21 protein-coding genes are annotated in these 20,968 nt (G+C 70.5%); 6 read left to right on the top strand and 15 right to left on the bottom strand.

Features of this window, described 5'->3' with window-relative positions:
- The first annotated feature begins 5 nt into the window (after positions 1-5).
- A complete protein-coding gene (locus AAHG09_RS05370; RefSeq protein ID WP_342105868.1) occupies positions 6-1,250 on the top strand; it encodes a hypothetical protein in 1,245 nt (414 codons plus the stop codon).
- A 16-nt stretch (positions 1,251-1,266) separates the two neighbouring features.
- Here the strand turns inward: AAHG09_RS05370 and pdxR are convergent, their stop codons facing one another.
- Positions 1,267-2,748: a MocR-like pyridoxine biosynthesis transcription factor PdxR gene (gene pdxR, locus AAHG09_RS05365; RefSeq protein ID WP_342105867.1), complete on the bottom strand. Its 1,482-nt coding sequence runs from the start codon at positions 2,746-2,748 to the stop codon at positions 1,267-1,269.
- A 112-nt stretch (positions 2,749-2,860) separates the two neighbouring features.
- On the opposite strand from pdxR, the gene AAHG09_RS05360 reads away from it, so the two are divergent.
- Together AAHG09_RS05360 and AAHG09_RS05355 are read left to right on the top strand one after the other, a co-directional pair.
- A complete protein-coding gene (locus AAHG09_RS05360; protein WP_342105866.1) occupies positions 2,861-3,487 on the top strand; it encodes an FMN-binding negative transcriptional regulator in 627 nt (208 codons plus the stop codon).
- The gene (locus AAHG09_RS05355; protein WP_342105865.1) at positions 3,484-4,239 is read left to right on the top strand and encodes a GNAT family N-acetyltransferase; all 756 of its coding nucleotides are present in this window, start codon (positions 3,484-3,486) and stop codon (positions 4,237-4,239) included. The genes AAHG09_RS05360 and AAHG09_RS05355 overlap by 4 nt, the downstream gene beginning before the upstream one ends.
- A gap of 32 nt (positions 4,240-4,271) precedes the next feature.
- On the opposite strand, the gene AAHG09_RS05350 is transcribed toward AAHG09_RS05355, so the two are convergent.
- Together AAHG09_RS05350 and AAHG09_RS05345 are read right to left on the bottom strand one after the other, a co-directional pair.
- A complete protein-coding gene (locus AAHG09_RS05350) occupies positions 4,272-5,882 on the bottom strand; it encodes a glycosyltransferase (protein WP_342105864.1) in 1,611 nt (536 codons plus the stop codon).
- Between the two features lie 22 nt (positions 5,883-5,904).
- Positions 5,905-8,145, bottom strand: coding sequence for a choice-of-anchor tandem repeat GloVer-containing protein (locus AAHG09_RS05345; protein WP_342105863.1), 2,241 nt, complete (start codon positions 8,143-8,145; stop codon positions 5,905-5,907).
- 302 nt (positions 8,146-8,447) lie between these two features.
- On the opposite strand from AAHG09_RS05345, the gene AAHG09_RS05340 reads away from it, so the two are divergent.
- Positions 8,448-8,735: a hypothetical protein gene (locus AAHG09_RS05340; protein ID WP_342105862.1), complete on the top strand. Its 288-nt coding sequence runs from the start codon at positions 8,448-8,450 to the stop codon at positions 8,733-8,735.
- Positions 8,736-8,885: 150 nt separating this feature from the next.
- Here the strand turns inward: AAHG09_RS05340 and AAHG09_RS05335 are convergent, their stop codons facing one another.
- Positions 8,886-10,445 (bottom strand): GMC family oxidoreductase, encoded by a 1,560-nt coding sequence (locus AAHG09_RS05335; protein ID WP_342105861.1) that lies wholly within the window; start codon positions 10,443-10,445, stop codon positions 8,886-8,888.
- Positions 10,442-11,881 carry an alpha/beta hydrolase gene (locus AAHG09_RS05330; protein WP_342105860.1) on the bottom strand — a complete coding sequence of 480 codons (1,440 nt, stop codon included), beginning with the start codon at positions 11,879-11,881 and terminating at the stop codon, positions 10,442-10,444. Before AAHG09_RS05330 ends, AAHG09_RS05335 begins: the two co-directional genes overlap by 4 nt.
- A 122-nt stretch (positions 11,882-12,003) precedes the next feature.
- On the opposite strand from AAHG09_RS05330, the gene AAHG09_RS05325 reads away from it, so the two are divergent.
- The gene (locus AAHG09_RS05325; RefSeq protein WP_342105859.1) at positions 12,004-12,759 is read left to right on the top strand and encodes a GNAT family N-acetyltransferase; all 756 of its coding nucleotides are present in this window, start codon (positions 12,004-12,006) and stop codon (positions 12,757-12,759) included.
- A gap of 63 nt (positions 12,760-12,822) precedes the next feature.
- Here AAHG09_RS05325 and xseA read toward each other — a convergent pair whose 3' ends face one another.
- From xseA to AAHG09_RS05280, 9 genes are all read right to left on the bottom strand, one after another.
- A complete protein-coding gene (xseA, locus tag AAHG09_RS05320; protein WP_342105858.1) occupies positions 12,823-14,511 on the bottom strand; it encodes an exodeoxyribonuclease VII large subunit in 1,689 nt (562 codons plus the stop codon).
- A gap of 76 nt (positions 14,512-14,587) precedes the next feature.
- The gene (locus AAHG09_RS05315) at positions 14,588-14,890 is read right to left on the bottom strand and encodes a type II toxin-antitoxin system RelE/ParE family toxin (RefSeq protein ID WP_342105857.1); all 303 of its coding nucleotides are present in this window, start codon (positions 14,888-14,890) and stop codon (positions 14,588-14,590) included.
- Positions 14,887-15,168: a type II toxin-antitoxin system ParD family antitoxin gene (locus AAHG09_RS05310; protein WP_342105856.1), complete on the bottom strand. Its 282-nt coding sequence runs from the start codon at positions 15,166-15,168 to the stop codon at positions 14,887-14,889. The genes AAHG09_RS05315 and AAHG09_RS05310 overlap by 4 nt, the downstream gene beginning before the upstream one ends.
- A gap of 84 nt (positions 15,169-15,252) precedes the next feature.
- Positions 15,253-16,725, bottom strand: a complete 1,473-nt coding sequence (locus tag AAHG09_RS05305) for an MDR family MFS transporter (RefSeq protein WP_342105855.1) — start codon at positions 16,723-16,725, stop codon at positions 15,253-15,255.
- Between the two features lie 175 nt (positions 16,726-16,900).
- Positions 16,901-18,229 (bottom strand): MFS transporter, encoded by a 1,329-nt coding sequence (locus tag AAHG09_RS05300; RefSeq protein WP_342105854.1) that lies wholly within the window; start codon positions 18,227-18,229, stop codon positions 16,901-16,903.
- Entirely contained in the window at positions 18,229-18,444 is a 216-nt protein-coding gene (locus AAHG09_RS05295; protein ID WP_342105853.1) for an Rmf/CrpP family protein, read from the bottom strand. The genes AAHG09_RS05300 and AAHG09_RS05295 overlap by 1 nt, the downstream gene beginning before the upstream one ends.
- 65 nt (positions 18,445-18,509) lie before the next feature.
- Positions 18,510-18,767, bottom strand: a complete 258-nt coding sequence (locus AAHG09_RS05290; RefSeq protein WP_342105852.1) for a DUF6894 family protein — start codon at positions 18,765-18,767, stop codon at positions 18,510-18,512.
- Positions 18,768-18,857: 90 nt separating this feature from the next.
- On the bottom strand, positions 18,858-19,121 hold the full coding sequence (locus AAHG09_RS05285) for a hypothetical protein (protein ID WP_342105851.1): 264 nt from the start codon (positions 19,119-19,121) through the stop codon (positions 18,858-18,860).
- A gap of 166 nt (positions 19,122-19,287) precedes the next feature.
- Positions 19,288-19,521 carry a hypothetical protein gene (locus AAHG09_RS05280; RefSeq protein WP_342105850.1) on the bottom strand — a complete coding sequence of 78 codons (234 nt, stop codon included), beginning with the start codon at positions 19,519-19,521 and terminating at the stop codon, positions 19,288-19,290.
- A gap of 316 nt (positions 19,522-19,837) precedes the next feature.
- Between AAHG09_RS05280 and AAHG09_RS05275 the strand changes: the two genes are divergently transcribed.
- Positions 19,838-20,203 (top strand): c-type cytochrome, encoded by a 366-nt coding sequence (locus tag AAHG09_RS05275; protein ID WP_342105849.1) that lies wholly within the window; start codon positions 19,838-19,840, stop codon positions 20,201-20,203.
- A gap of 155 nt (positions 20,204-20,358) precedes the next feature.
- Here AAHG09_RS05275 and AAHG09_RS05270 read toward each other — a convergent pair whose 3' ends face one another.
- A complete protein-coding gene (locus tag AAHG09_RS05270) occupies positions 20,359-20,877 on the bottom strand; it encodes a MarR family winged helix-turn-helix transcriptional regulator (protein WP_342106213.1) in 519 nt (172 codons plus the stop codon).
- Between the last annotated feature and the right edge of the window lie 91 nt (positions 20,878-20,968).

Below are 20,968 nucleotides of genomic sequence, written 5' to 3'. Positions count from 1 at the left end.
TGACGATGAGCCGACCCTCCTCCGAGATCCTGCTCGTCCCCCGGGGCGAGGCCGGCCACTTCCTGCCAGCCGCCCTCGGCTGGATGGGCAAGCCGGTCACCGTCACGGCCGAACCGGGCGAGGCGCGCCACGCCCTCTGCTTGCCCGTCCTCGACTTCGTCCGCCTGGGATTCCCGGAAGCGAACGGGCGGCTCGATCTCCTCACCCCCGGCGATGTCGAGAACCTGCGATCCGGGCGGGCGGCGCTTCTGCTTGATCTCTCGAACGAGGGCCCCGGCCTGCACGCACCGACCTTCGAGGCGCTTCACCGCAACCTTGCCGGGCTCGGCATCCCCCGGGACCGCGTCGTCCTCGTGTCCCAGAACCGGATGCTGCGGCTGGATTACGAGCGGCTCTTCGGCGAGGGCCTGCGCTTCTGGACCTTCGAGTTCTTCCCGCTCCAGGTCGCCCTCTGGCTCGACGCGGAGGCCGGCCCGCGGCTCTTCCCGCAGGCCCCGCTCGACCGCATTGGCTACGCGCCGTTCGCGCGAACCGCGGGTCCGGCCCGCTTCCTGTGCCAGAACGCGGCCCTGCGCTGGCACCGGGTGCTGCTCTTCCGCTGGTTCCAGCTCAAGGGCCTGGATCGCGACGGCCTGATCTCGTTTCACGGCATCGGCGCCGACAACCCGAAGGCGGGCGGCATCGATGTCTTCCACCGCCCGCCTGAGATCGAGGCCGCCTTCGGGCCGATCTTCGCGGATATCGAGACCTGGATTCCCCGCCACGCCCAGCGGATCGACCCCGACCAGGGCACCGACATGGTGCTGACCCTGGATACGCAGGCATACGCCGACTGCGACCTGACGGTGATCTCGGAGACCGATTTCTTCGAGCCCGGGGTGGAGCGGATCACGGAAAAGTCCCTGAAGGCGGCCGCGACCGGTCTGCCCTTCGTGATGGTCGGCGCCCCGCGCGCCGTAGCGCGGTTGTCTGAATTGGGCTTCCACACCTTCGAGGGCCTGATCGACCACGCCTACGACCCGATCGCCGACCCGATCGCACGCCTGCCGCAGGTCTTCCGCGCGGTCGAGCGGTCCTGGGCCGATTGCAAGGCGGATCGTCCGGCCTGGCACCGCCGGGCGCGGGAGCAGGCCGAGGCGAACCTCGCCCACGCGCACAGCGGTCTCCTGCGGCAGCTCGACCGCGTGATGGTCGCGCCCCTCGTCGCGCGGCTGGCCCGGTTCGCCGAGACCGGCGCGATCGTGCCCTGATCGAGCTGTCCGCCGATCACGAGGTCTGACGCAGCGCCTCTGCCATGCGCCGCACCGCCGGCGCGATCGCCCGCTCCGGCACGGCGGCGTAGCCGAGCAGCAGCCCGGGCTCCGGCGGGCCGGCGTGATAGGCCGAGAGCGCAACCGCGGAGATCCCGGCTTGGCCGAGCGCCGCGGCGGCAACTGCATCGGTGAGGCCCGGGGTCCAGGCCGGTCCCGGCCGCGCGATGAGATGCATCCCGCCCTCCATCGGCTCGACCGCGATCACATCGGCGGCGAGGGTCGCGGCGGTCTCCACCAGGGCCTCCTGACGCAACGCGTAGAGGCGGCGGGTCCGGCGCAGATGGCCGGCGAGGTGGCCGTCCTCGATGAAGCGCGCCAGCGCCCATTGGCCGATGCCCGGCGGGGCGGGGCCCATCTCGGCGAGCGCCTGGTTCACCGGCGCAACGAGCCCGCGCGGCAGGACGAGGTAGCTGAGGCCCAGCGCCGGCAACAGGAGCTTGGAGAAGCTGCCGACGTAGATGACGCGGCCGGCCCGGTCGAGGGCGCGCAACGGCGCCAGCGGCCGGCCGGCATACCGGTAGGCACCGTCGTAATCATCCTCGACGATCCAGCCCCCGGAAGCCTCCGCCCACGCCAGGAGGTCGAGACGGTTCTCCAGGCTCATGGTGTGGCCTAGGGGGTAATGGTGCGCCGGCGTCACCACGGCGAGCCGCGCGCCGGGCGCCAGGAGGGCCGCGCGGGATGCCGACAGCCCACCCAGGCCCACCGGGACCGGCACCGGCCGCAGGCCCGCGCTGGCGAGCGCCTGCGCGATCCCCGGAAAGCCCGGCTCCTCGACCAGGGCCGTTTCCCCGGAATCCAGCAGCAGCTCCGCGAGCAGTCGCAGGCTCTGCCGGATGCCGGCCGTGACGATCACGTCCTCGGCCGCGCAGGCGACGCCCCGCGCCTGGGCCAGATAGGTCGCGATCGCGCTCCGCAGCGCCGGCGAGCCGCGGGGATCCGGCGGCTCGGCCGGGCCGTGGCGCCATTCGGCCTGGAGCAGGCGCGCCCAGACTGCGTACGGGAAGGCGTCCGGGGCCGGACGGCCGAGCGCGAAGGCGTCGGGGGCGGCAGATCCCGCCATGTACCGGAGCCGCGGCGTCGCCGTGAGGCTGGCGCCCCGGCGCGAGAGTCTTGGCACCGGCGCCGGCGATGCCCCCTCGGACCCGCCCAGCGCCGGCACCGTATCGTCCGGCAAGATCGCCGCCACGCACGTGGCCGAGCCGGGGCGGGCCGTCAGGTAGCCTTCGGCGACGAGCTGTTCGAGGGCGAGCACCACCGTGCCACGGGCACAGGCGAGATCGGCAGCGAGGACGCGCGAGGCCGGGAGCCGGGCCCCGCGCGGCAGCCGGCGGTCGAGGATCGCCGCACGCAGGGCTTCGCGGAGCTGCGCGTGGAGCGGCAGCGGGCTCGTCGGATCGAGGCTGACGGGCAGCGGCAGCGGAGCCCTGGCCATGCCGAAGTGGTCCAGTCGGATTTCGTAAACTGGACCTTCCCTCTGGTCCACCGAGCGGTCAAGCCTGCCGGGCAGACCGTACGCCTCCGCGTCGCCCGACAGGACGAGACCCGTGTACCAGCCGCCGCACTTCAGGGAGGATTCGCGGGAGGCCCAGCATGCGCTGATCCGCGCCTATCCGCTCGGGCTCCTGATTACCGCCGGGCCGTCCGGACTTACGGCCAACCCGATCCCGTTCCTCCTCGACGAAAGCGGCGCGCACGGGATCCTGCGCGCGCACCTCGCGCGGGCCAATCCGCAGGGTCGGGACCTTGCGGCGGTCGCGGACTGCCTCGTGGTGTTCCAGGGGCCGCAGGGCTACGTCACCCCGAGCTGGTATGCGAGCAAGCAGGTTCACGGCCGGGTCGTGCCGACCTGGAACTACGCCACCGTGCAGGCCTGGGGGCGGCCGCGCGTGATCGAGGATCCCGCGTGGCTCCGGCGCCAGATCGCGGATCTCACCGCGTTCCGGGAGGGAGCGCGGGCCGAGCCCTGGGCGGTGTCCGACGCGCCGGAGCCGTTCGTGGCGGCGCAGGTTCAGGCGCTGATCGGCATCGAGATCCCGATCACGCGGATCGAGGGGAAGTGGAAGATGAGCCAGAACCGACCCGAGCCCGACCGGGCCGGGGTGATCGCGGGCTTCCGGGCCGCGGGCGAGGCGGACCTCGCCGATCTCGTCGCCGAGCGGGGGCGGTCATGAACGGGCGGGTCAACGCTTTCGGCCAGCCGATCGGTCCGGCCCTGCCGGACTGGACGCCGCGGCCGTATCCGCCGCGCACGCCCATGGAGGGTCGCTCCTGCCGGGTCGTGCCCCTCGACGCCGAGGCCCATGCGGCCGGCCTGTTCGCAGCCTTCTCGGCAGCCCCCGATCAGCGCAATTGGACGTATCTTCCCGATGAGATGCCGGAGAGCGAGGCCGCGTTCCGCGAGCGTCTCGCAGCCCGGGCGGCGAGCCGGGATCCCCTGTTCCATGCGATCCTCGACCGCGCGAGCGGCGAGCCCCTGGGCATCGCCTCGTATCTCCGGATCGATCCGGCCAACGGCGTGATCGAGGTCGGGCACCTGCATTTCGGGCCGCGCCTGCAGCGGACGCCGGCCTCGACCGAGGCCATGGCGCTGATGATGGCCCGCGCCTTCGACGAACTCGGCTACCGCCGCTACGAGTGGAAATGCGACAGCCTCAACGCCCCGTCCCGGGCGGCGGCCCTGCGCCTGGGTTTCACCTTCGAGGGCATCTTCCGGAATGCCACGGTGGTGAAGGGGCGCTCCCGCGACACCGCGTGGTACGCGATCACCGACGCGGACTGGCCGAAGGTCCGCGCCGGCTTCGAAGCGTGGCTCGAGCCGGCGAATTTCGACGCGGACGGCCGGCAGCGACGCGGGCTCGCGGCGTTGCGCGGGGCGGCCGTAACGCCCCGGCCAGGGCGACCGGAGCCAGACCTGCGATGCTGAAGGGCTGCGATCAGCGACGTCAGCGACCGGGCCTACGGCGTTTCCGGACGCGCATGTGCAGGCCCGCTGTTCGGCAAGTCGAGAGCTGCACGCATCCGAGCGTCCACCCGTCGCTCGCTGTTCATCGCCGCGATGTAGGCCAGCCCCGCCGCGGCGCAGGCCCAGTTCAGTCCCTCATCCTCATGCAGCGCCAGGATCGCCTCGGCCAAGCCGGCCGGCGTATCCGCCACCAGCCTTGCCAGCGGCTCCGGCAGATCGAGCCCCTCCGCGGCAACCGGCGTGCACACACAGGGGATTCCCGCGGCCAGACTGTCGAGGACCTTTCCCTTCACGCCCGCTCCATAGGCCAAGGGGGCCACGCTTAGCCGCACACGGTCGAACAGCGCGGCGAGGTCCGGCACCCGGCCCAGGATCTCGACCCCCGGCCGCGCCGCCGCCACAGCCACCAAGTGCTCCGGCATGCCGCTGCCCGCCAGCAGGCAAGGAAGCTCGGCCGCCGATCCGCCCGCCCGCAGCGCTGCCAGGGCCGGCATCACCGACTCGATCAGGAATAGCGCTGCATCGACGTTGGGCCGATGGCCGAAGCCACCGACGAAGGCCATACCCCGCCGTGCGGCAAACGAGACGACGGTCGGGCGCGGAGCGACCGCCCAGGGCACGATATGGACCCGCTCCCATGGAATGTACGCGGCCAGAATCTCCGCCTCGTGCGTCGAGTGGGTGATCACCGCGTCCGACACCCGCGCCGAACCGAGTTCCAGGACCCGCACGTGCTCGGCGTAGGCCGCGAAGTCCGCCCGGCCTTCGACCGCCGCTTGGCGAGCGGTGCGCAAGTGGTGCAGGTCTGCGACGCTGTAGACCAGCCGCGCCCCCCGCTGCGTGTCGCGGACGAGCTGGGCGTAGCGTCCGGCGGTGTCGACCCGATGCAGATAGACCAGCGCGAAGGCCCCCTCGTGCCGGCGCAGCACCTCCTCCACCGATGCGTACCAGGGCGACAGGCAGCAGCGCACGCCTTCGGCTTCCAGCGCCGCAGCATCCCCCACCATATCGACGGGGGTGAGGGTGACGGCGTAGCCGAGCCGCTGCAGGGCGCGGACATGCGAGAGGATCGCGTTCGAGCCGGCGTCGCGGTTGGGCACCGGCAGCGTGATATCGATCACTAGGGCCCGCGGCCGAGCGCCGGGATCGCGGATTACCTCGAAATCGTCGGCCCCGGCCTGCCGCAGGCGCTGCACCTCCTCCAGCAGGAAGGCGAGACGCCGGGCACGCTCGCCTGCATCCACAGGCTCGGCCAACACCTGGGACAACCGTCTGCGCAGATCGGTGTCGAAGGTGGTGATCGGGTCGAGGATCAGGGGCGGCCCCGGCACGGCCGCACCGTCGCCCTCACGGCGCACGGAAACTGTGCAGCGGGCCAGCGTCGGCAAGGCGCCATCGGGGAAGGCGAAGTCGAAACCGTGCCGGCCGTGGCCCTCGCCGGCCGCGACGAGGTCGTCCCGGGGCCGATCGGCGAGGCAGCGGCCGACCGCGCGGCCGTCGGCCAGCACGACCAGGGCCACGGTGCTGTCGGGCGCGGCTGCATCCCGCGCCCAGCCGATCACCTGTCGGCGGGACAGGTGATCGACATGCCCGCGCAGTGCCACCGCCGCGGCTCGCCCCGTTGGGTCAGGCAGCAATCCCGATCGGCGCGGCCGGATGCGCGGTGCCGAGCATCGCCCCGTCGGCCGAGCGTCGCAATGCGACCGTGGACGCGCCGGACAGCCCCCGGAGCGTCAGCGTCACGTCGAAGCCATGGCAACCGTCGCCGATACCGGACGCGGCGAGGTCCGCGCGGTAGGCCTCGGCATAGGCCAGCCCGACAACCGCGCCGTCCACCACCACGTCCAGGCAGACCGGCCCATCCGGATACGCCAGGTCCCAGGCCCAGCCCGCCACGCGCAGGGTCCCGTCCGTAACGACCGCGCACAGGTCGAGCTGGCCGCGCAGGGCTCCGAAGGTCCGCGCCGGCGCCACCGGCAGACCGGCACGCAAATCCAACCGCCGCCGGATCGCCTCCAGGGCGAAGCCGTCCGTCACCCGCGGGGCACAATAGGCCACCTTGCCCGTCCAGGCCGACGCGTGCGGGTACAGGGCGCGGTACGTGGCGGCGTTGTGGAAGATCGCCCGGCCGCCATCGTCGACGAAGCTCTCGGCCGGCGCGTCCTCGGCGAGCAGCACGTCGTGACTGTCGAGTTCGATGTGCCAGTAGGTGACCGCCTCGACACGCTCGGCTTTCACGATGGTGACGCCGTTGACGAGCTGCTCGGCCGGCACGAACACGCCGTCGAGGAAGAGGGCGTGCTCGGGGGAGACCCAGAGGTCGCGGACTGGCACCGCCTCGGCCAGCGCGCCGGCCTTGACGCAGACGGGCAGGATTGCCGGGTTGGTGTTGGCGAAACGGCCGCCGTAGCTGCGGGTGCCGATCCAGCGGATCGGGCGGTGAGCACCGGCGGCGGTGATGACCCGATCGCCAATGGCCAGATCCTCGACCGCGACCGGGCCGCGCTCGGTCAGGATGCGCGTGCCGGTGCAGTAGCAGGGGGCGTTGTTGGGTGGGGGGGTTGGGTTTGTGGCGGTTTGGTTTGTGGCGACCGGGTTCGTAGATTGATTCGGCGACGCGGAGTTACCGTTCGAAACCCGGAACACCACTCCGGTGTCGTTCACTCCGCCCTGAGACGTCGTGCCATAGAGGTTGCCCTGAGCGTCGGTTGTGACGCCGGAAAAGGGATATGCCCCGGTGGCGTTGCCGCTATTGCTGTTGGCGGCGAAAGAAAACAGGGTCTTCTGAGTGTAACCGTTGGCGCCTTTGACCAGCTCGTACACCGTCCCGGTGTCGTTCGCACCACCCTGTCCCGTCATACCGTAGAGATTGCCCTGGCCATCGGCAGTCAGCCCCAGAGTGGGGTAGGCGCCGGTGGCATTGCCGCTGCCAGTCTTGGCGGCGAAGGAAAACAGGGTCTGATGCGTGTAACCGTTGGTACCTTTGACCAGCTCGTACACCGCCCCCGTGTCGTTCGCGCCTCCCCTAAGCGTTGTACCGTATAGGTTGCCCTGTCCGTCGGCGATCACGCCGGCATTGGGGTTACTCCAGGTCACGTTGCCGCTGCTTTTGGCGGCGAAGGAATACAGGGTCTGCTGGGTGTAGCCGTTGGCGCCCTTGACCACCTCGTACACCGTCCCGGAGTTGTTCGCGCCGCCCTGAGATGTGGTGCCGTAAAGATTACCCTGAGCATCAGAAATTAGCCCCCCCGCAGAGGGTTTGGCTCCAGTGGCGTTGCCGCTACTGCTATTGGCGGCGAAGGATAACAGGGTCTGCTGAGTGTAGCCGTTGGCGCCCTTGACCAGCTCGTACACCGCTCCGGTGTCATTGACGCCGCCCCTATCTGTTGTGCCGTAAAGGTTGCCCTGGGCGTCGGCGGTCAGGCCCGCAGAGGGGTTGGCGCCGGTGGTGTTGCCGGTGCCGATGCTGTTGGCGGCAAAGGAGAATAGGGTCTGCTGGGCGTAGCCGTTGGCGCCCTTGAGCAGCTCGTACGCTACTCCGGTATTGTTCGTGCCGCCATAACGTGTCGTACCGTAGAGGTTGCCTTGGGCATCTGCGGTCAGGCCGGCGAAAGGTAAGGCCCCGGTTGCGTTGCCGCTGCCGTTGCTGGGCTGGGCGGCGAAGGAGAACAGGGTCTGCTGGGTGTAGCCGTTGGCGCCCTTGACCAGCTCGTACACCGCCCCGGTGTTGTTCGCGCCGCCCCAAAGCGTCGTTCCGTAGAGGTTGCCCTGAGCGTCGGCGATCAGGCCGGCATAGGGGAAGTCACCGGTGGCGTTGCCGCTGCTGGAAGATGCGTCGAAAGAAAACAGGGTATCGACGGTCGCCATGTCGCCATCTCGAGTTGGCCGCCATCCGCTCTGCTGAACGTGGCTACCTTGAATCTCCGCCCGGATCGTCGCTCCCGGCAGACCTGAGACATTGAGTTGCCGATCCAAACATCGCAGTCAATCGGCCCATCGCCGAAAGAAACCGCATAATTTTTTCCTGGGAAATGCGTTGCTCAAGGGCAACGCAACTGAGAGTAATCTTTAAGCTCTTGAATTTTGAATTACAAACGACGATACGAACCTGCAGAGCGCGATGCTCGGCATTTCCACGATGACACTTTGACGGACGGAGCATCTTCGGCATGGCCATGAGACCCCGAGCCCGGATCGTGGACGATCCGGCTGTGCGCGAGATCGTGGCCACGACTACGGTGACCGGCACGGTCTTCGAGGGCGCGCTGTTCGTGACGCTGGCGGCACAGCGCGCTCTGCCGGATACGACCGGGGTGCCACCGAGCCAGCCCCCGAGCGCGCACGTGACGGGGCGCCTCGTGCTGACGCCCTCGGCCGCGGTGGAGTTGGTGAACACGCTGAGCACGCTGCTGGCGACGATACCGGGGGTCAGCGCCCAGCGGATCGGTTCAGCCTAGGACGCGGATCCTTCGTGGATTCGACCGGGACTGATGCACCGGCTCCGGTCGCGGCAAGCCCTCCGGTGCGCTGTCTCTCAAGGTCTCGACGTCACCGGGCAGAGCCTGCGAGCACGTAGGGCCGAGGCCGGTTTCCTGGCGGCAGGGTCCTCATGCCCGCCCTGCCGGCCCAGCCCCCAGAAACGCCTCCGCACTCCGCAAACTCAGCGCCATGATGGTCAACGCCGGGTTCGCCGCGAGCGAACTCGGGAAGGTCGAGCCGTCGCAGATCCACAGATTGTCGATGTCGAAGCTGCGGCCCTGCGGGTCGACCACGGCGCTCGATCCGTCGCGGCCCATCCGGCAGGTGCCGAGCGTGTGCGCCACGCGCTCCAGCACCCAGATGTCCTCGGCGCCGGCCTCCTCCCACAGGCCGCGCATCACCTGCGTGGCATGGGCGTTGAGGCGATTCTCGTTGGTGCCGTAGCCGAAATCGATCCGGGCCTTGCGCATGCCGCGCGCGTCGGTCTCGTCCGAGAGCGTCAGCACGTTGGTATCGCAGGGCAGGGTCTCGCCGTTGATGCCGATGCCGGCGAGATTGTTGTAGCGATCGAGATAGTCGAGGAGCGGCTTGCCCCACAGCCCCCGCCCGCGCGCCACGGCGTTCCCGAAGGTCACCGGCACCACGCCGAGGCTCTGGATCAGGTAGCCGCCGGCGAAATCCGCCCCGGCCCGGATGAAGTCCTCGGTGATCAGCGAGGAGGGATAGCCGCGGTTCATCCGCACCTCGTGCGGGAAGGTGCCCCAGACCTGGGTCGCCACATGCCCCATGTAGTTCCGGCCGATCTGGTCGCTGGAATTGGCCAGCCCGCAATGCAGCAGGAGCCGCGGCGTCTCGACCGCGCCGGCGCACAGGAACACATGTGCGCAGCGCTGGCGGCGGTCCTGGCCGTCCTGCCGGTAGACCACGGCGGTGATCCGCCCGTCGCTGCCGCGCTCCAGGCCGTGCACGAAGGCCTCGGCCCGGATTTCCGCGCCGCGGGCGAGCGCCAGCGGCAGGTAGGTGACGTCCATGCTGGCCTTGGCGCCGTTGCGGCAGCCCTGATGGCAGAAGCCGCAATTGATGCAGGCGCCGCGGAGCGGCCCCTCCTCGGACTGAAAGTCCCGCGAGACCACCGCGGCGGGCGCGTCGGCCCACCGGATCCCGCGGGCCTCGCAGGCCTGCGCCATGATCTGCGCCGGGCCGTTGCGCGGCACCGGGGGGAGGGGATAGCGCCGGTTGGCATCCCAGGGATAGCTCTGCGCCCCCGAGACGCCGAGGAAGCGTTCGACCCGCTCGTAGTATGGCAGCAGGTCTTGGTAGGTGAGGGGCCAGTCGACGCCCTCGCCGGTCTCCGTGTGGAGCTGCAGGTCGCGGGCATCGGCCCGGGGCACGAAGGCGCCCCAGTGCAGCGTCGAGCCGCCGACGCCGGTGCCGCTGTTGTTGCCGCCGAAGGCTTCCGGCGTCGAGCCGCCGCTGAGACGCTCCTCGGTCCAGTAGATCTCGTCCGCCAGGGTCTCGTCGAAGGCGAAGCGCTCCGGCGTGAAGTTCGGTCCGGCCTCCAGGGCCACGACCTTGAGGCCCGCCGCGGCGAGACGGGCGAGGAGCGGCGCGCCGCCCGCCCCGGTCCCGACGATCACCGCATCGACGACGTCGTCCTCGCGGTAGGTCCGCATGCCCGCGAAGTTCATCGTGCCAGCTCCCCGTGCGACGGCATTCTTGGGTTCGGCTCGGGTTCCCAAGGCTCCGGCGTATCCAACCCGACCGCGTGGAAGCCCGGCAGGTCCGTGGCGATGTCGCCCGGCCGGTCGCCCCCGGCGCCGATTCCCGAAAAGCCGATCCGCGCCAGGGCCGCGGGATGGCCGAGCCAGAGCCGGGCCGCGTCGCCGCGCAGATCCTCGAACCAGAAGCGCATCCGGTCACCATCGAGCCGGCCGCCGAGGGCGTCGGGGACCGTCAGGTCGCCCTTCTGGCAGAGGGTCAGCAGGGCATCCTGCTTGTCGGGTTCGAGGGACACGAAGGGGCGGTTCTGGGACGCGCGTGCCGCGGCGTCGAGGGTGCGCAGGGCGGCGCGGTAGGCCTCCGGGTCGGCCGGCAGGGCCGAGAAGCGCCAGCCGTCGCCGCCTCCCGTGGCGAGGCGGCGGTCGATCCGGGCTGCGGGGTCAAGGCTGGGCACCGGCAGGATCCGGGCCAGAGCGGCTCGGAGGATCGCGAGTTCCACCGGATCGAGGGCTTCCGGGCGGTAGGCGGGATCGTCCGGCTCGGCGCGCTCACGGAGGGTTTGACGCAGGCGGCTGTTGACCCGCTCGGACTCGATGAGCGCCGCATAGGCGGGCGGCACCGCGGGCGGGCCGTCGACGGATGGCTCCGAGCGGCCGGCGAGGTGCTCGCGCAGGAGTTCGGCCAGCAGGTCGGGGCGCTCCAGCGGCAGGAGATGGCCGACGCCGTCGACGGTCACGCGGCGATGCCGGGCGAGATGGGGGGCCATCAGCGCCTGCTGGGCGTCGGGGCCGAGATCGGCATCCTCCGAACCCGCCAGGATCAGGGCCGGCGTGTGCAGGATTCCGACGCGGCGGCACCAATCCTCACGGGCGCCGGACTCGAGCCAAGCCTTCCAGGCCGCGGGGGAGGCCCGGAGCACGTCGGCCACCGCACGGGCCTCCATTTCGGCATCGAGATCGGTATCGACATTGGCGCGGATGAAGTCACGGGCTTCCCGTTCGCGCGTCTCCGGATCCGCGTCGATCCAGGCGCGCATCTTGGCCCGGCGCTCCTCCGGGATCGGCTCGGGGCTCGGCGGCGAACCGGAGATCAGGATGAGATCCGTCAGCCCCGCGAGGTCCGGGTCGCCATCCTCGGCGCGGCGTGCCAGGGCGAGCGCCACTTTGGCGCCCATGCTGTGGCCGGCGATCGCGAAGGCGGCGGGCGCGCGGGCACGGATCGCCTGCGCGACGTGATCGGCCATCGCGTCGACCGAAAACCCCGTCTCGCCCGCCGCTTCACCAAAGCCCGGCAAGTCTATGGGCACGCACGTCAAAACGCCGTCAAGCGCCGGCGCGAGGGGCGCCCAGCTGCGGGCACTTCCGCCGAGGAAATGCAGGCAGAACAGGAGTTCAGGTTCGGACATCGCGGTGACATCGCGCGAACTTGGATTGCTTCAAGCGTACGCGACGCCGCACGGGCCAAGTCTCGCCTGGGGCTGGTTGGCGCGATCACGCGGCCATGCGATCACCCCCTCCGGAGGATACCATGACGTCGGATCCCGATCTCGCCTGGCGGGTGGAGGAAGCCTGCCTCAACGCCTGGCCGAGCCAGCGCCAGATCCTGCTGGACGGCTATCTGCTCCGCGCCGCGGGCGGCCGGTCGAAGCGGCAGAACTCGGTCAATCCGATGCGCCGGAGCGGCGCCCCCGAGCCCGCCATCGCGGCGGCGGGCGCGCTCTACCGCAGCCTCGGCCAGCGCCCGATCTTCCGGATCCCCGCCATCGCGCCGCAGATGGAGCCGTTCCTGCGGTCCGCCGCCTACGCGGTCGTCGACGAGACCTGCACCCTGTACCGCCCCCTCGACGACGTGTCGGCGGAGCCCGACCCGTCCGTCGCCGTCGCGACGGCGCCCGGCGCGGACTGGCTGGCGCTGCGCGACGCCGTGAACCACGCCGATGCCGCCGCCGCCCGGGTGTTCCGCGACACGGTCGCCGCCCTGATGCTGCCGCGGGCATTTTCCAGCGCGCTCGCGGAGGGTGGGATCGGCGCCATCGCGTTCGGCGTGCTCGACCGCGGAATGCTGGTGATCGAGTCGGTCGCGACCCCCGAACCCCTGCGCGGCCGTGGCCATGCCCGGCGCGCCGTCGGGGCGCTGCTCCGCTGGAGCCGGGCGCAGGGTGCCGAGGCCGCCTGCCTGCAGGTCGTCGCGGCGAACACGCCGGCGCGGGCGCTGTATCGCGGCCTCGGCTTCACGCACGAACTGTACCGCTACCATTACCGGGTCGGGCCGGAGCCGGGCTGAAGGACCGCCTGCCGGCCGGACCGACCTTCTCGGGAGGCGAAGCCTCCCTCGGCTCACACCCGCTCAGGCGTCGAACAGGGAGCGCTGCCCCGCTGCTGGTTGGGCCGGCTTGGCGCTGCGCCGCTCGGCCGAGCGCGCCGACGGCCGCGGGCCGGCCTGACGTCCGGTCCGGGTGGTCGGGACCGGCTCCAGACCGCCCTCCGGCACCGCCGCGACGGTCCCGTCGGAGAATTGCAGGCTGAGGCGTGCGGCGGCGGCGGCCTCGGCGGCGCGGCGCACCGGCAGGCCGGCGGCATCGCGCACCAGCACGTAACCGCGTTCGAGCACCGCGTGGTAGCTCAGCGAACCCAACACGCCGGCCAGACCCGCAAGGCGATCACGGCGCCGCTCGATCCCGCGGGCGCCGGCCTGCGTCAGGCGGTCGGACAGGGCGAGCAGCCGGTCGGTCCGGCGGGCCTGGAGCGCCCGGGCCCGCTCCAGGCTCGCGTCGCGGGCGACGACGAGGCGGCGCCCGAGCTGGTTCAGAGCCTCGCCCTTGCGCTGCACATCGTTGCGCAGGGCGTGGAGCGGCCGGTGATCGATCCGCGCCAGCCGCGCGCGGGCATTGGCCAGGGCCACGTCGGGCGAGCGCCGCGCCATCCGATCGAGCAGGAGTTGAAGCCGTGCCCGGTGCCGGCTCGCGCCCGCGGCGAGGGCCGGGGCGAGGCGGGCCTCGGCGAGGTCGAGCCGCTGACGCTTGGTCGCAAGCAGCGCATCGGCGCTGGGTAAGGCCCGCCCCAGCGCGCGCAGGTCCACCCGGTCGCGCTCGATCCGGCGGCCGACCGCGCCGACCGAGCGGGCCGAGAGATCCGCCACCGTGGCGATCAGGTCGGCGCGAACCGGCACCGCCATCTCGGCGGCGCCCGTGGGGGTTGGGGCGCGGCGGTCGGAGACGTAGTCGATCAGCGTGGTATCGGTCTCGTGGCCCACCGCCGAGATCAGCGGGATCGCGCTCTCGAAGGCAGCGCGGACCACGCATTCCTCGTTGAACGCCCAGAGATCCTCAATCGAGCCGCCGCCGCGGGCGACGATCAGCACGTCCGGGCGCGGGATCGGGCCGCCGTGCTTCAGGGCGTTGAAGCCGCGGATCGCGGCGGCGACCTCTTCCGCCGCGCCATCCCCCTGAACCCGCACCGGCCAGACCAGGACGGGGCGCGGGAACCGATCCTCCAGCCGGTGGAGGATATCGCGGATCACGGCACCGGTGGGTGAGGTCACGACGCCGACGACCCGCGGCAGATAGGGGATCGCCCGCTTGTGCTCGGGGGCGAACAGCCCCTCGGCGGCGAGTTGCTTCTTGCGCTCCTCCAGCAACGCCATCCAGGCGCCGAGACCGGCCGGCTCCAGGCTCTCGACCACGATCTGGTACGAGGACTTGCCCGCGAAGGTGGTGATGCGCCCGGTGGCGATCACCTCCAGACCCTCCTGGGGCCGCTGGCGCAGGCGCCCGAACACGCCCTTCCACACCACCGCGTCGATGCGCGCCTGCCCGTCCTTCAACGAGAAATAGGCGTGGCCCGAGCCGTGCTGACCGCGATAGCCAGAGATCTCGCCGCGCAGGCGGACATGGCCGAACGCGTCCTCCAGGGTGCGCTTTAGCGCCCCCGCGAGATCGCCCACCGTCCATTCCGGCTGGTTGGCGGTGAGCACGCTGGTCGGTGGGGTATCCGCCGCTGGCGGGGCGGCGGGGCGCGGGGGCGGAACGAGGGGCATAGGTGGAGGCTAAAGCATGAGGCGGGGGAGGGGAAACCGGATTTCCGCTTTCATCGCGGCCGCAATTCACCGGCGATCACCAGACGTCCTGAGCCCAGTCCCGGCCGCCATAAAAGATGCGCAGGATCACCACACGGTCGTCTTCGACCATGAAGGCAATCGTAACGCGGCGGTCGAAGCCGATCGAGCGCAGACCCGGGCGCAGATCGTCGTGCAGCGTTCCACGCTCGGCCCCGAACTCAAGCCTTTGGCAAGCCTCACGGATCTTCTGTTCGTAACCCGACGCGACGGCGGGGGTCGTGACCGCAGCGATTGTGTCGTAGATCCAGTCGAGATCGTCGGCCGCAGCGGGTGCGTAGGTAAGGCGCCGCCGCGTCACGAGCCATTTCGCATCCGCGCTTCATGACGCTGGCGCATCCGCTCGGCCATGTCCTCGGTGGAGATCGGACGTTCGGGATGGGCCTTCATCGCATCATAGGTCGAGACGACTTCATCCCGAAGCCAGCGCTCGACGGCAGCGTCACGCTCCTGAAGCGCGCGCAGCCCAGCCCGCACGACCTCGCTCGCACTCGCGAATGAGCCGGCCCGCACTTGCGCATCGATGAAGGCGGCCTGATCTGCGGGCAGACTGAAGGTCCGCTTCTCGGTCGCGGCCATGCCGGCTCCTGCGCAGCTGCGGTACGACTTGACCATACCGTCATCGGAGATGGGCGCAAAGGCACCGGTCCTGTTGAGGAGCGCCTACTCCACCGCCAGCTCGCGCGGCCCCTCGGAGATCGCCACGGGCGGGACGAGGAGCGACAGGAGCAGGGTCAGCACGGCCACCGCGAACACCGTCCAGAACGTCCCGTGGAGCGCGTGCTGGAGCCCGGCGCGGATCGCCTCGCCCCCGGCGCCGAGGCTCGCCGGATCGTCGAGCAGGCGCCGGAGCTCGTCCGAGCTGACCGTGGGTCCGCTCGACGGGTGCGCGAGCCGATAGTTCAGCACGGCGCCGAGCGCGGTGGCGCCCAGCGTCGAGCCGAGATTGCGCGCAAAGATGTTCGAGGCGGTCGCCGCCCCGCGCTGGGCCCAGGCGACGCTGTCCTGGATGATCACGATGGCGGCCGTGGACAGGAAGCCCATGCCGAGGCCCATCACGATCGAGCCGATGGCCGCCACGGCGGGCGAGGTCGTGGGCCCCAGGGCCACGAAGGCGGTGGCGCCCAGCGGCAGCAGGGTTGCCCCCATCAGCAGGATCGGGCGCAGGCCGAACCGCACGAAACTGCGCGCCGCCGTGGTGGCGCCGATCGGCCAGCCGAGCACCATCAAGGTCAGGGTCAGGCCGGCGATCAGCGGCGATTGCTGCAGCACGCCCTGAACGTACATCGGCAGGAAGGCCGTGAGCCCGATCACCGTCATGCCGGAGAGGAGCGTCGCGGTGTTGGCGGTGGCGATCGGGCGCTGCATCCACAGGCGGATGTCGAGCATCGGATCGGGCGCGCGGCGCTCCTGCAACACGAACAGGATCGCGGCGACCATGAAAGCCAGACCCGGCCAGAACGCTGCCGCGGCCGAGTCGCCGGCTGCCGTCAGCGCGATCATCAGGGCCGCGATGGCGGCGGTGAACAGGCCTGCGCCGGCCACGTCAATCTGGCGGCTGCGGCGCTCCACGCCCTCGTGCAGGTAGCGGACGAACAAGGCCGCCGCGATGACGCCGATCGGCAGGTTGATCCAGAAGATCCAGGGCCAACTCAGGTGGCCGATGATCAGCCCGCCGACCAGCGGACCGGCCACCGAGGAGATCCCCCAGACGCTGGCGAGATAGCCCTGGATCCGGCCGCGCTCCCGCGCGGAATAAAGGTCGCCCACCACCGTCAGGCTCACCGGCTGGATCGCCCCCGCACCGATGCCCTGGATGAGGCGGAACAGGATCAGCGAGGGCATCGACCACGCGAGGCCGCACAGCAGCGAGCCGAGGAGGAACACCGCGATGCCGAACAGCAGCACCGGCCGGCGCCCGTAGAGATCGGACAGCTTGCCGAACACCACCGTGGTGGCGGTCTGGGTCAGCAGAAAGGACGCGAACACCCAGGCGTAGAGATGGAGATCGCCGAGTTGCCCGGCGATCTGCGGCATCGCGGTCGAGACGATCGTCGCCTCGATGGCGATCATGAACATCGCCGCCATCACCGCGGCCAGGACCAGCGGGCGGTTCGTCTGCGAGGGAATCGGCATGCCAGCGATCTATGCCTGTCATGCGCTGCGACCTAGCGCTGCGGCAGCGCCGCCCTCCGACCCCGAAGAGGTCCGTGCGCGAGCGCACATCGACCGTCGGTGTGACCCGCCGCCGACGCATGGTCCTCCCCGAGGGTTGCGTCAGCGGCATTGGTTGGCCGAGCGGGACCCGCCGTCAGGCTTCTCCCGCCTCTCTGTTCGAATCGAGGTCGCGCCCGCGGGTCTCCGGCAGCAGGAAGGCCGCGACCGTCCCGATCAGGCTGAAGGCGGCGAGATAATAGGCGGGCGCGAGCCGGTCTCCGGTTTCGGCGATCAGCCAGTTGATCACGTAATTGGTGGTGCCGCCGAACACCGAGACCGAGACCGCGTAGACGATCGACAGGCCGGCGCTGCGCACCGCCCGGGGCAGCGCCTCCGGGATGCCGACGATCACCGCGGCGGCGTTGATCGACGACAGCGCCGAGAGCAGAAACGTGATCGCGTAGACGTTCAAGGCGCCCGGTGCCTTCACCATCCAGGCGAAGGCCGGAATCGCCAGGATCACGATCAGGGCCCGCGGCCAGATCATGATGAGCCGCCGTCCGACCCGGTCGGCCAGCCAGCCGCCGAGCAGCGGGAAGGCCACCGAGGCGAGGCCCAGCGCGATCGGCACCGCGGTCGCGGCGGTCTCGCTCAAGCCCAGGGTCGCGCCGGCATAGACCGGCATGTTGGTGCCGACCGCGTTCGAAACGGTCGAGGCGGAGATCACCAGGAAGGTCAGGCCCAGCAGACGGCCGTGCTCGCGCAAGAGCCGCTTCATCACCGCGAAGGTCGAGGCGGCCGCATTCGGATCCTCCTCGACACCGGCCGTCTCCGGCAGGTGGCTGCGGATGATGAGGCCGACCGGTACGACGGCGAGGCCGAGCACGAACATCAGCCGCCAGCCCCAGGCATTCATCGCCTGGTCGCCGACGACGAGCGCCAGAATGGTGGCGACGATCCCGGCGAACAGGGCCGCGCAGCCCTGGCTGGCGATCTGCCAGCTCGTCACGAAGCCACGCCGTTCCGGGGCCGCGGCCTCCAGCAGGTAGGCGGTCGATGGGCCGACCTCGCCCCCGAGCGCCAGCCCCTGGATCAGCCGCCCGGCAATGACGATCACCTGTGCCCAGCCGCCGATCGCCGCGTAGGGCGGGCAGGCCGCCAGCAGCAGCATGCCCAGGGCCATCAGCCCGATCGTGATCAGCATCGCGGGCTTGCGCCCGGCGCGGTCCGCGAAGGCGCCGATCAAGGCGCCGCCGATCGGCCGCATCACGTAGCCGATGCCGAACAGGGCGAGCGAGGCGAGCAGGCTGTGGGTCGGGTCGGCCGCGGGGAAGAACGCCGCGCCGATCGGCTTGGCGAAGAAGGCGTAGACAGTGAAATCGTAGAATTCGAGGGCGTTGCCCAAAACCACGGCGCCGACGGCCTTGCGGTCCAGGGCCGGATGCGCAGTCGCGCCGGGATGGGGTCCGGGCCGGGCGTCCATCAGCGCGCCCCGTCGACCGGGTGTATACCGGGGTTCTTGGCATTACCGCCGGTGACGGGCTCGGCGCCGTCCGCCACCGCGGCGTCGTAGCCGGCGAGCCAGAGCGTGCGCGCCTGCGTACCCTCGGCATAGGGGCAGGCTTCCCGGGCGAGCCCCTTGGCGGGGGCCGCGCGGCCGAGGGCCTGGGCGTCGAGGTCGTTCGGGGGAGAGTCCATCGTGGCGCAGATCCTGTTCGCTCGCGTTCGCCGCGATGTAGGGCGCGCGCCGCACGACGCCGCTGTCAATGAAGGATCGGATCGTCCGGTGTCGGCAGCGTCACGGCTTCGCTGAACGGGAATTCCAGCACCACCTCGCCCGCGGCGTCGGCGACGATCAGGCAGGCGGTCATCAGCCGAGCCTGATCCGGGCGCTCGCGCAGGGCGGCGCGGATCGTATGGCGCGCCGTCTCCCAGGCTTCGTCCGGATCCCGCAGCTCGATGCCGGTCGGATCGCTGATCAGGTCGTCGCCGATCTGCGTGTGGAAGAAGTAGCGCGGCATGATCCCGTCACCTCCGAGAGCGAACCCCGAATCGAGGCACGGCACTCAGGTGGTGATCGGGGCCAGCCAACGCACGCCCGGCCGCGCCGCTCAGCCGTTGGCCGAACGCGACTCCGCGGGCGACGGGACCGGCCGGAGGATGCGCACCTGAGCGGATCCGGGGCCCACGCGATGATGCTTCTCCATCATCATCAGCGGCCGTAGTTCAGGCTCCGCGAAGTCGAGCAGCCTCGCGTTGCGCCAGCGCGGCTTGCCGGCGCCGCGGCCGAACCAGCGGGGGCGCTCCTCCTCGACCAGCAGCACGAGCCGCCCCGTCCAGGATTTCCGAAACCAGAAGCGCCCGGTCAGCGACATGGTCCGGTCCCCTCGCACACAGCGCGTGCCGCTCATGCCAAGACTGGTCATGGCCGCAGCGTGCGCCTTCAATACCGGATTTGGCAGCGAAAGTCTTGGCGGATCGGCGGGACGAACGGGCAGACAGGCCCTTTCCACAACCAGTGCCGTGAGCCGGTCGCCCGCCCTACCGCATGAGGTGGCGGCCGATGAACAGCATCACCACGAGCCAGACCAGTCCCGAGACGCCGTACACGAAGCCGCGCAGGAGTGCGGATTCCAGCGCGTCGTGGGCGGATGTCCGCTGGGAATGCGGCAGAGCCCGGGGCAGGCCGCGCCCCGCCGGCGGTCGGCGCGCGGACGGGGGCACGGCGAGCAGGCGCGTCAGGCTTTGCGGGAGGAGTCGTTCGTCGGTCGGCACGGTACCGCAAGACCTACAGGGCCTGCAGCCCCGGCGACAAGGTGGGCCACGATCACGGGGATGTCAGACGCTCGGTCACGCGGACCCGCCTGCGCTGCGGCCGCGCCCCGGCGGATGGCTTCCATGTGCCGCAGGGAGCCAACACCTTGGCAATGGATTGAGGGTAGGGCGGCCGGACGCGGTCGTCACCATGCCGTTCCGCGGCCGGTCGAGCGAGGCTGAGCCGTTGCGCGGTGGCCGTGATTTCAATTAGATCTATTCCAGGCAGGTGCATCCTGCCGACAGTGCTGCCGCGGCGGCCAATAGGAGGAAATCCATGCGTTCACTCGTTCTCGGCGCCGTGCTCGCGGTCCTGATCCCGCTCTCGGCGCAGGCCCAGGAGGCCGGAGACGCGGCCGCAGGCGAGAAGGCGTTCGCCCCCTGCAAGGCTTGCCACAACTTCCAGAAGAACGGCGTCGGCCCGGACCTGAAGGGCGTCGTGGGCCGTAAGGCCGGCACCTACGAGGGCTACAACTACTCGGCGGCGCTGAAGAATTCCGGCATCACCTGGGATGAGGCCAACCTGCACGAGTGGCTGAAGAACCCGAAGGCGAAGGTGCCGGGCACCAAGATGATCTTCCAGGGCTACCCGGACGACAAGAAGATCAACGACGTGATCGCCTATCTCAAGACCCAGTCCTGAGTTCGACCTGCACCGATAAGTAACATCCGGGGGTGGCCGCAGGGTCGCCTCCGGCCCCGTCCCTGGCGGCTTAGAGCCTCTCACAAAACTTCCGCTGCGCTGCTGTCGCGGTCGGAGGGAGAACTCCCGGTGCCCGGGAGTTTTGTGAGGAGCTCTTACTCCCCGATCAGGCCATTCTGCAGGCCCATCCGCAGCGTCACGAGGTCGTGCAGCAGCGTCTTCCGGCCCTCGACGCTCAGTCCGGTCAGATCGCCGGCCTCGTCCGGAATGCAGGCGAGGACGTCGCGCAATCGTGCACCGGCCGGCGTGAGGAAGATGCTGACTTGGCGCTCATCGACCCGATCCCGGGCACGGCGCACGCGGCCCGAGACCTCGAGGCGCTTCAGCAGCGGCGTCAGCGTGCCGGAATCGAGGAAGAGGCGGTTGCCGATCTCCTTGACCGAGAGCCCATCCTGCTCCCAGAGCACCAGAAGAACGAGATATTGCGGATAGGTCAGTTCGTAACGGCCAAGCAGATTGCGGTAGGCGCGCCCGAAGGCGTGCGCGGCGGCATAGACCGCGAAGCACAATTGATTATCGAGACGCTGCCGCTCCTGCTGCGTGGGCTGGTCGACGGTCGCGTGATCCGTCTGATTCGGCGCAGCGCCGCTCTGCAGAGCAGTCGGGCCTGGCATGGGAGTGATCTCTCTCAGGTAAAGCGGGCTCACGTACCGGTATGGCGATGGTTCACTCTTAGGCAGTTCTGCATACAAGAACAATCTGGGC

The organism is Methylobacterium guangdongense (genome assembly GCF_038442355.1).
Taxonomy (GTDB): Bacteria; Pseudomonadota; Alphaproteobacteria; order Rhizobiales; family Beijerinckiaceae; genus Methylobacterium; species Methylobacterium guangdongense.
Note: the sequence above shows the minus strand (reverse complement) of the source record. Positions and strands in the feature narration are given on the sequence as shown.

Bases quoted from the DNA above. Each gene is read 5' to 3' on its own strand.
- AAHG09_RS05300 (WP_342105854.1), bottom strand. From the start codon at position 18,229: ATGGACGCCCGGCCCGGACCCCATCCCGGCGCGACTGCGCATCCGGCC.
- AAHG09_RS05345 (WP_342105863.1), bottom strand. From the start codon at position 8,145: ATGGCGACCGTCGATACCCTGTTTTCTTTCGACGCATCTTCCAGCAGC.
- AAHG09_RS05270 (WP_342106213.1), bottom strand. From the start codon at position 20,877: ATGCCAGGCCCGACTGCTCTGCAGAGCGGCGCTGCGCCGAATCAGACG.
- xseA (WP_342105858.1), bottom strand. From the start codon at position 14,511: ATGCCCCTCGTTCCGCCCCCGCGCCCCGCCGCCCCGCCAGCGGCGGAT.
- AAHG09_RS05340 (WP_342105862.1), top strand. From the start codon at position 8,448: ATGGCCATGAGACCCCGAGCCCGGATCGTGGACGATCCGGCTGTGCGC.
- AAHG09_RS05275 (WP_342105849.1), top strand. From the start codon at position 19,838: ATGCGTTCACTCGTTCTCGGCGCCGTGCTCGCGGTCCTGATCCCGCTC.
- pdxR (WP_342105867.1), bottom strand. From the start codon at position 2,748: ATGGCCAGGGCTCCGCTGCCGCTGCCCGTCAGCCTCGATCCGACGAGC.
- AAHG09_RS05310 (WP_342105856.1), bottom strand. From the start codon at position 15,168: ATGGCCGCGACCGAGAAGCGGACCTTCAGTCTGCCCGCAGATCAGGCC.
- AAHG09_RS05285 (WP_342105851.1), bottom strand. From the start codon at position 19,121: ATGTCGCTGACCGGGCGCTTCTGGTTTCGGAAATCCTGGACGGGGCGG.
- AAHG09_RS05370 (WP_342105868.1), top strand. From the start codon at position 6: ATGAGCCGACCCTCCTCCGAGATCCTGCTCGTCCCCCGGGGCGAGGCC.
- AAHG09_RS05325 (WP_342105859.1), top strand. From the start codon at position 12,004: ATGACGTCGGATCCCGATCTCGCCTGGCGGGTGGAGGAAGCCTGCCTC.
- AAHG09_RS05290 (WP_342105852.1), bottom strand. From the start codon at position 18,767: ATGCCGCGCTACTTCTTCCACACGCAGATCGGCGACGACCTGATCAGC.
- AAHG09_RS05330 (WP_342105860.1), bottom strand. From the start codon at position 11,881: ATGTCCGAACCTGAACTCCTGTTCTGCCTGCATTTCCTCGGCGGAAGT.
- AAHG09_RS05295 (WP_342105853.1), bottom strand. From the start codon at position 18,444: ATGGACTCTCCCCCGAACGACCTCGACGCCCAGGCCCTCGGCCGCGCG.
- AAHG09_RS05305 (WP_342105855.1), bottom strand. From the start codon at position 16,725: ATGCCGATTCCCTCGCAGACGAACCGCCCGCTGGTCCTGGCCGCGGTG.
- AAHG09_RS05355 (WP_342105865.1), top strand. From the start codon at position 3,484: ATGAACGGGCGGGTCAACGCTTTCGGCCAGCCGATCGGTCCGGCCCTG.
- AAHG09_RS05335 (WP_342105861.1), bottom strand. From the start codon at position 10,445: ATGAACTTCGCGGGCATGCGGACCTACCGCGAGGACGACGTCGTCGAT.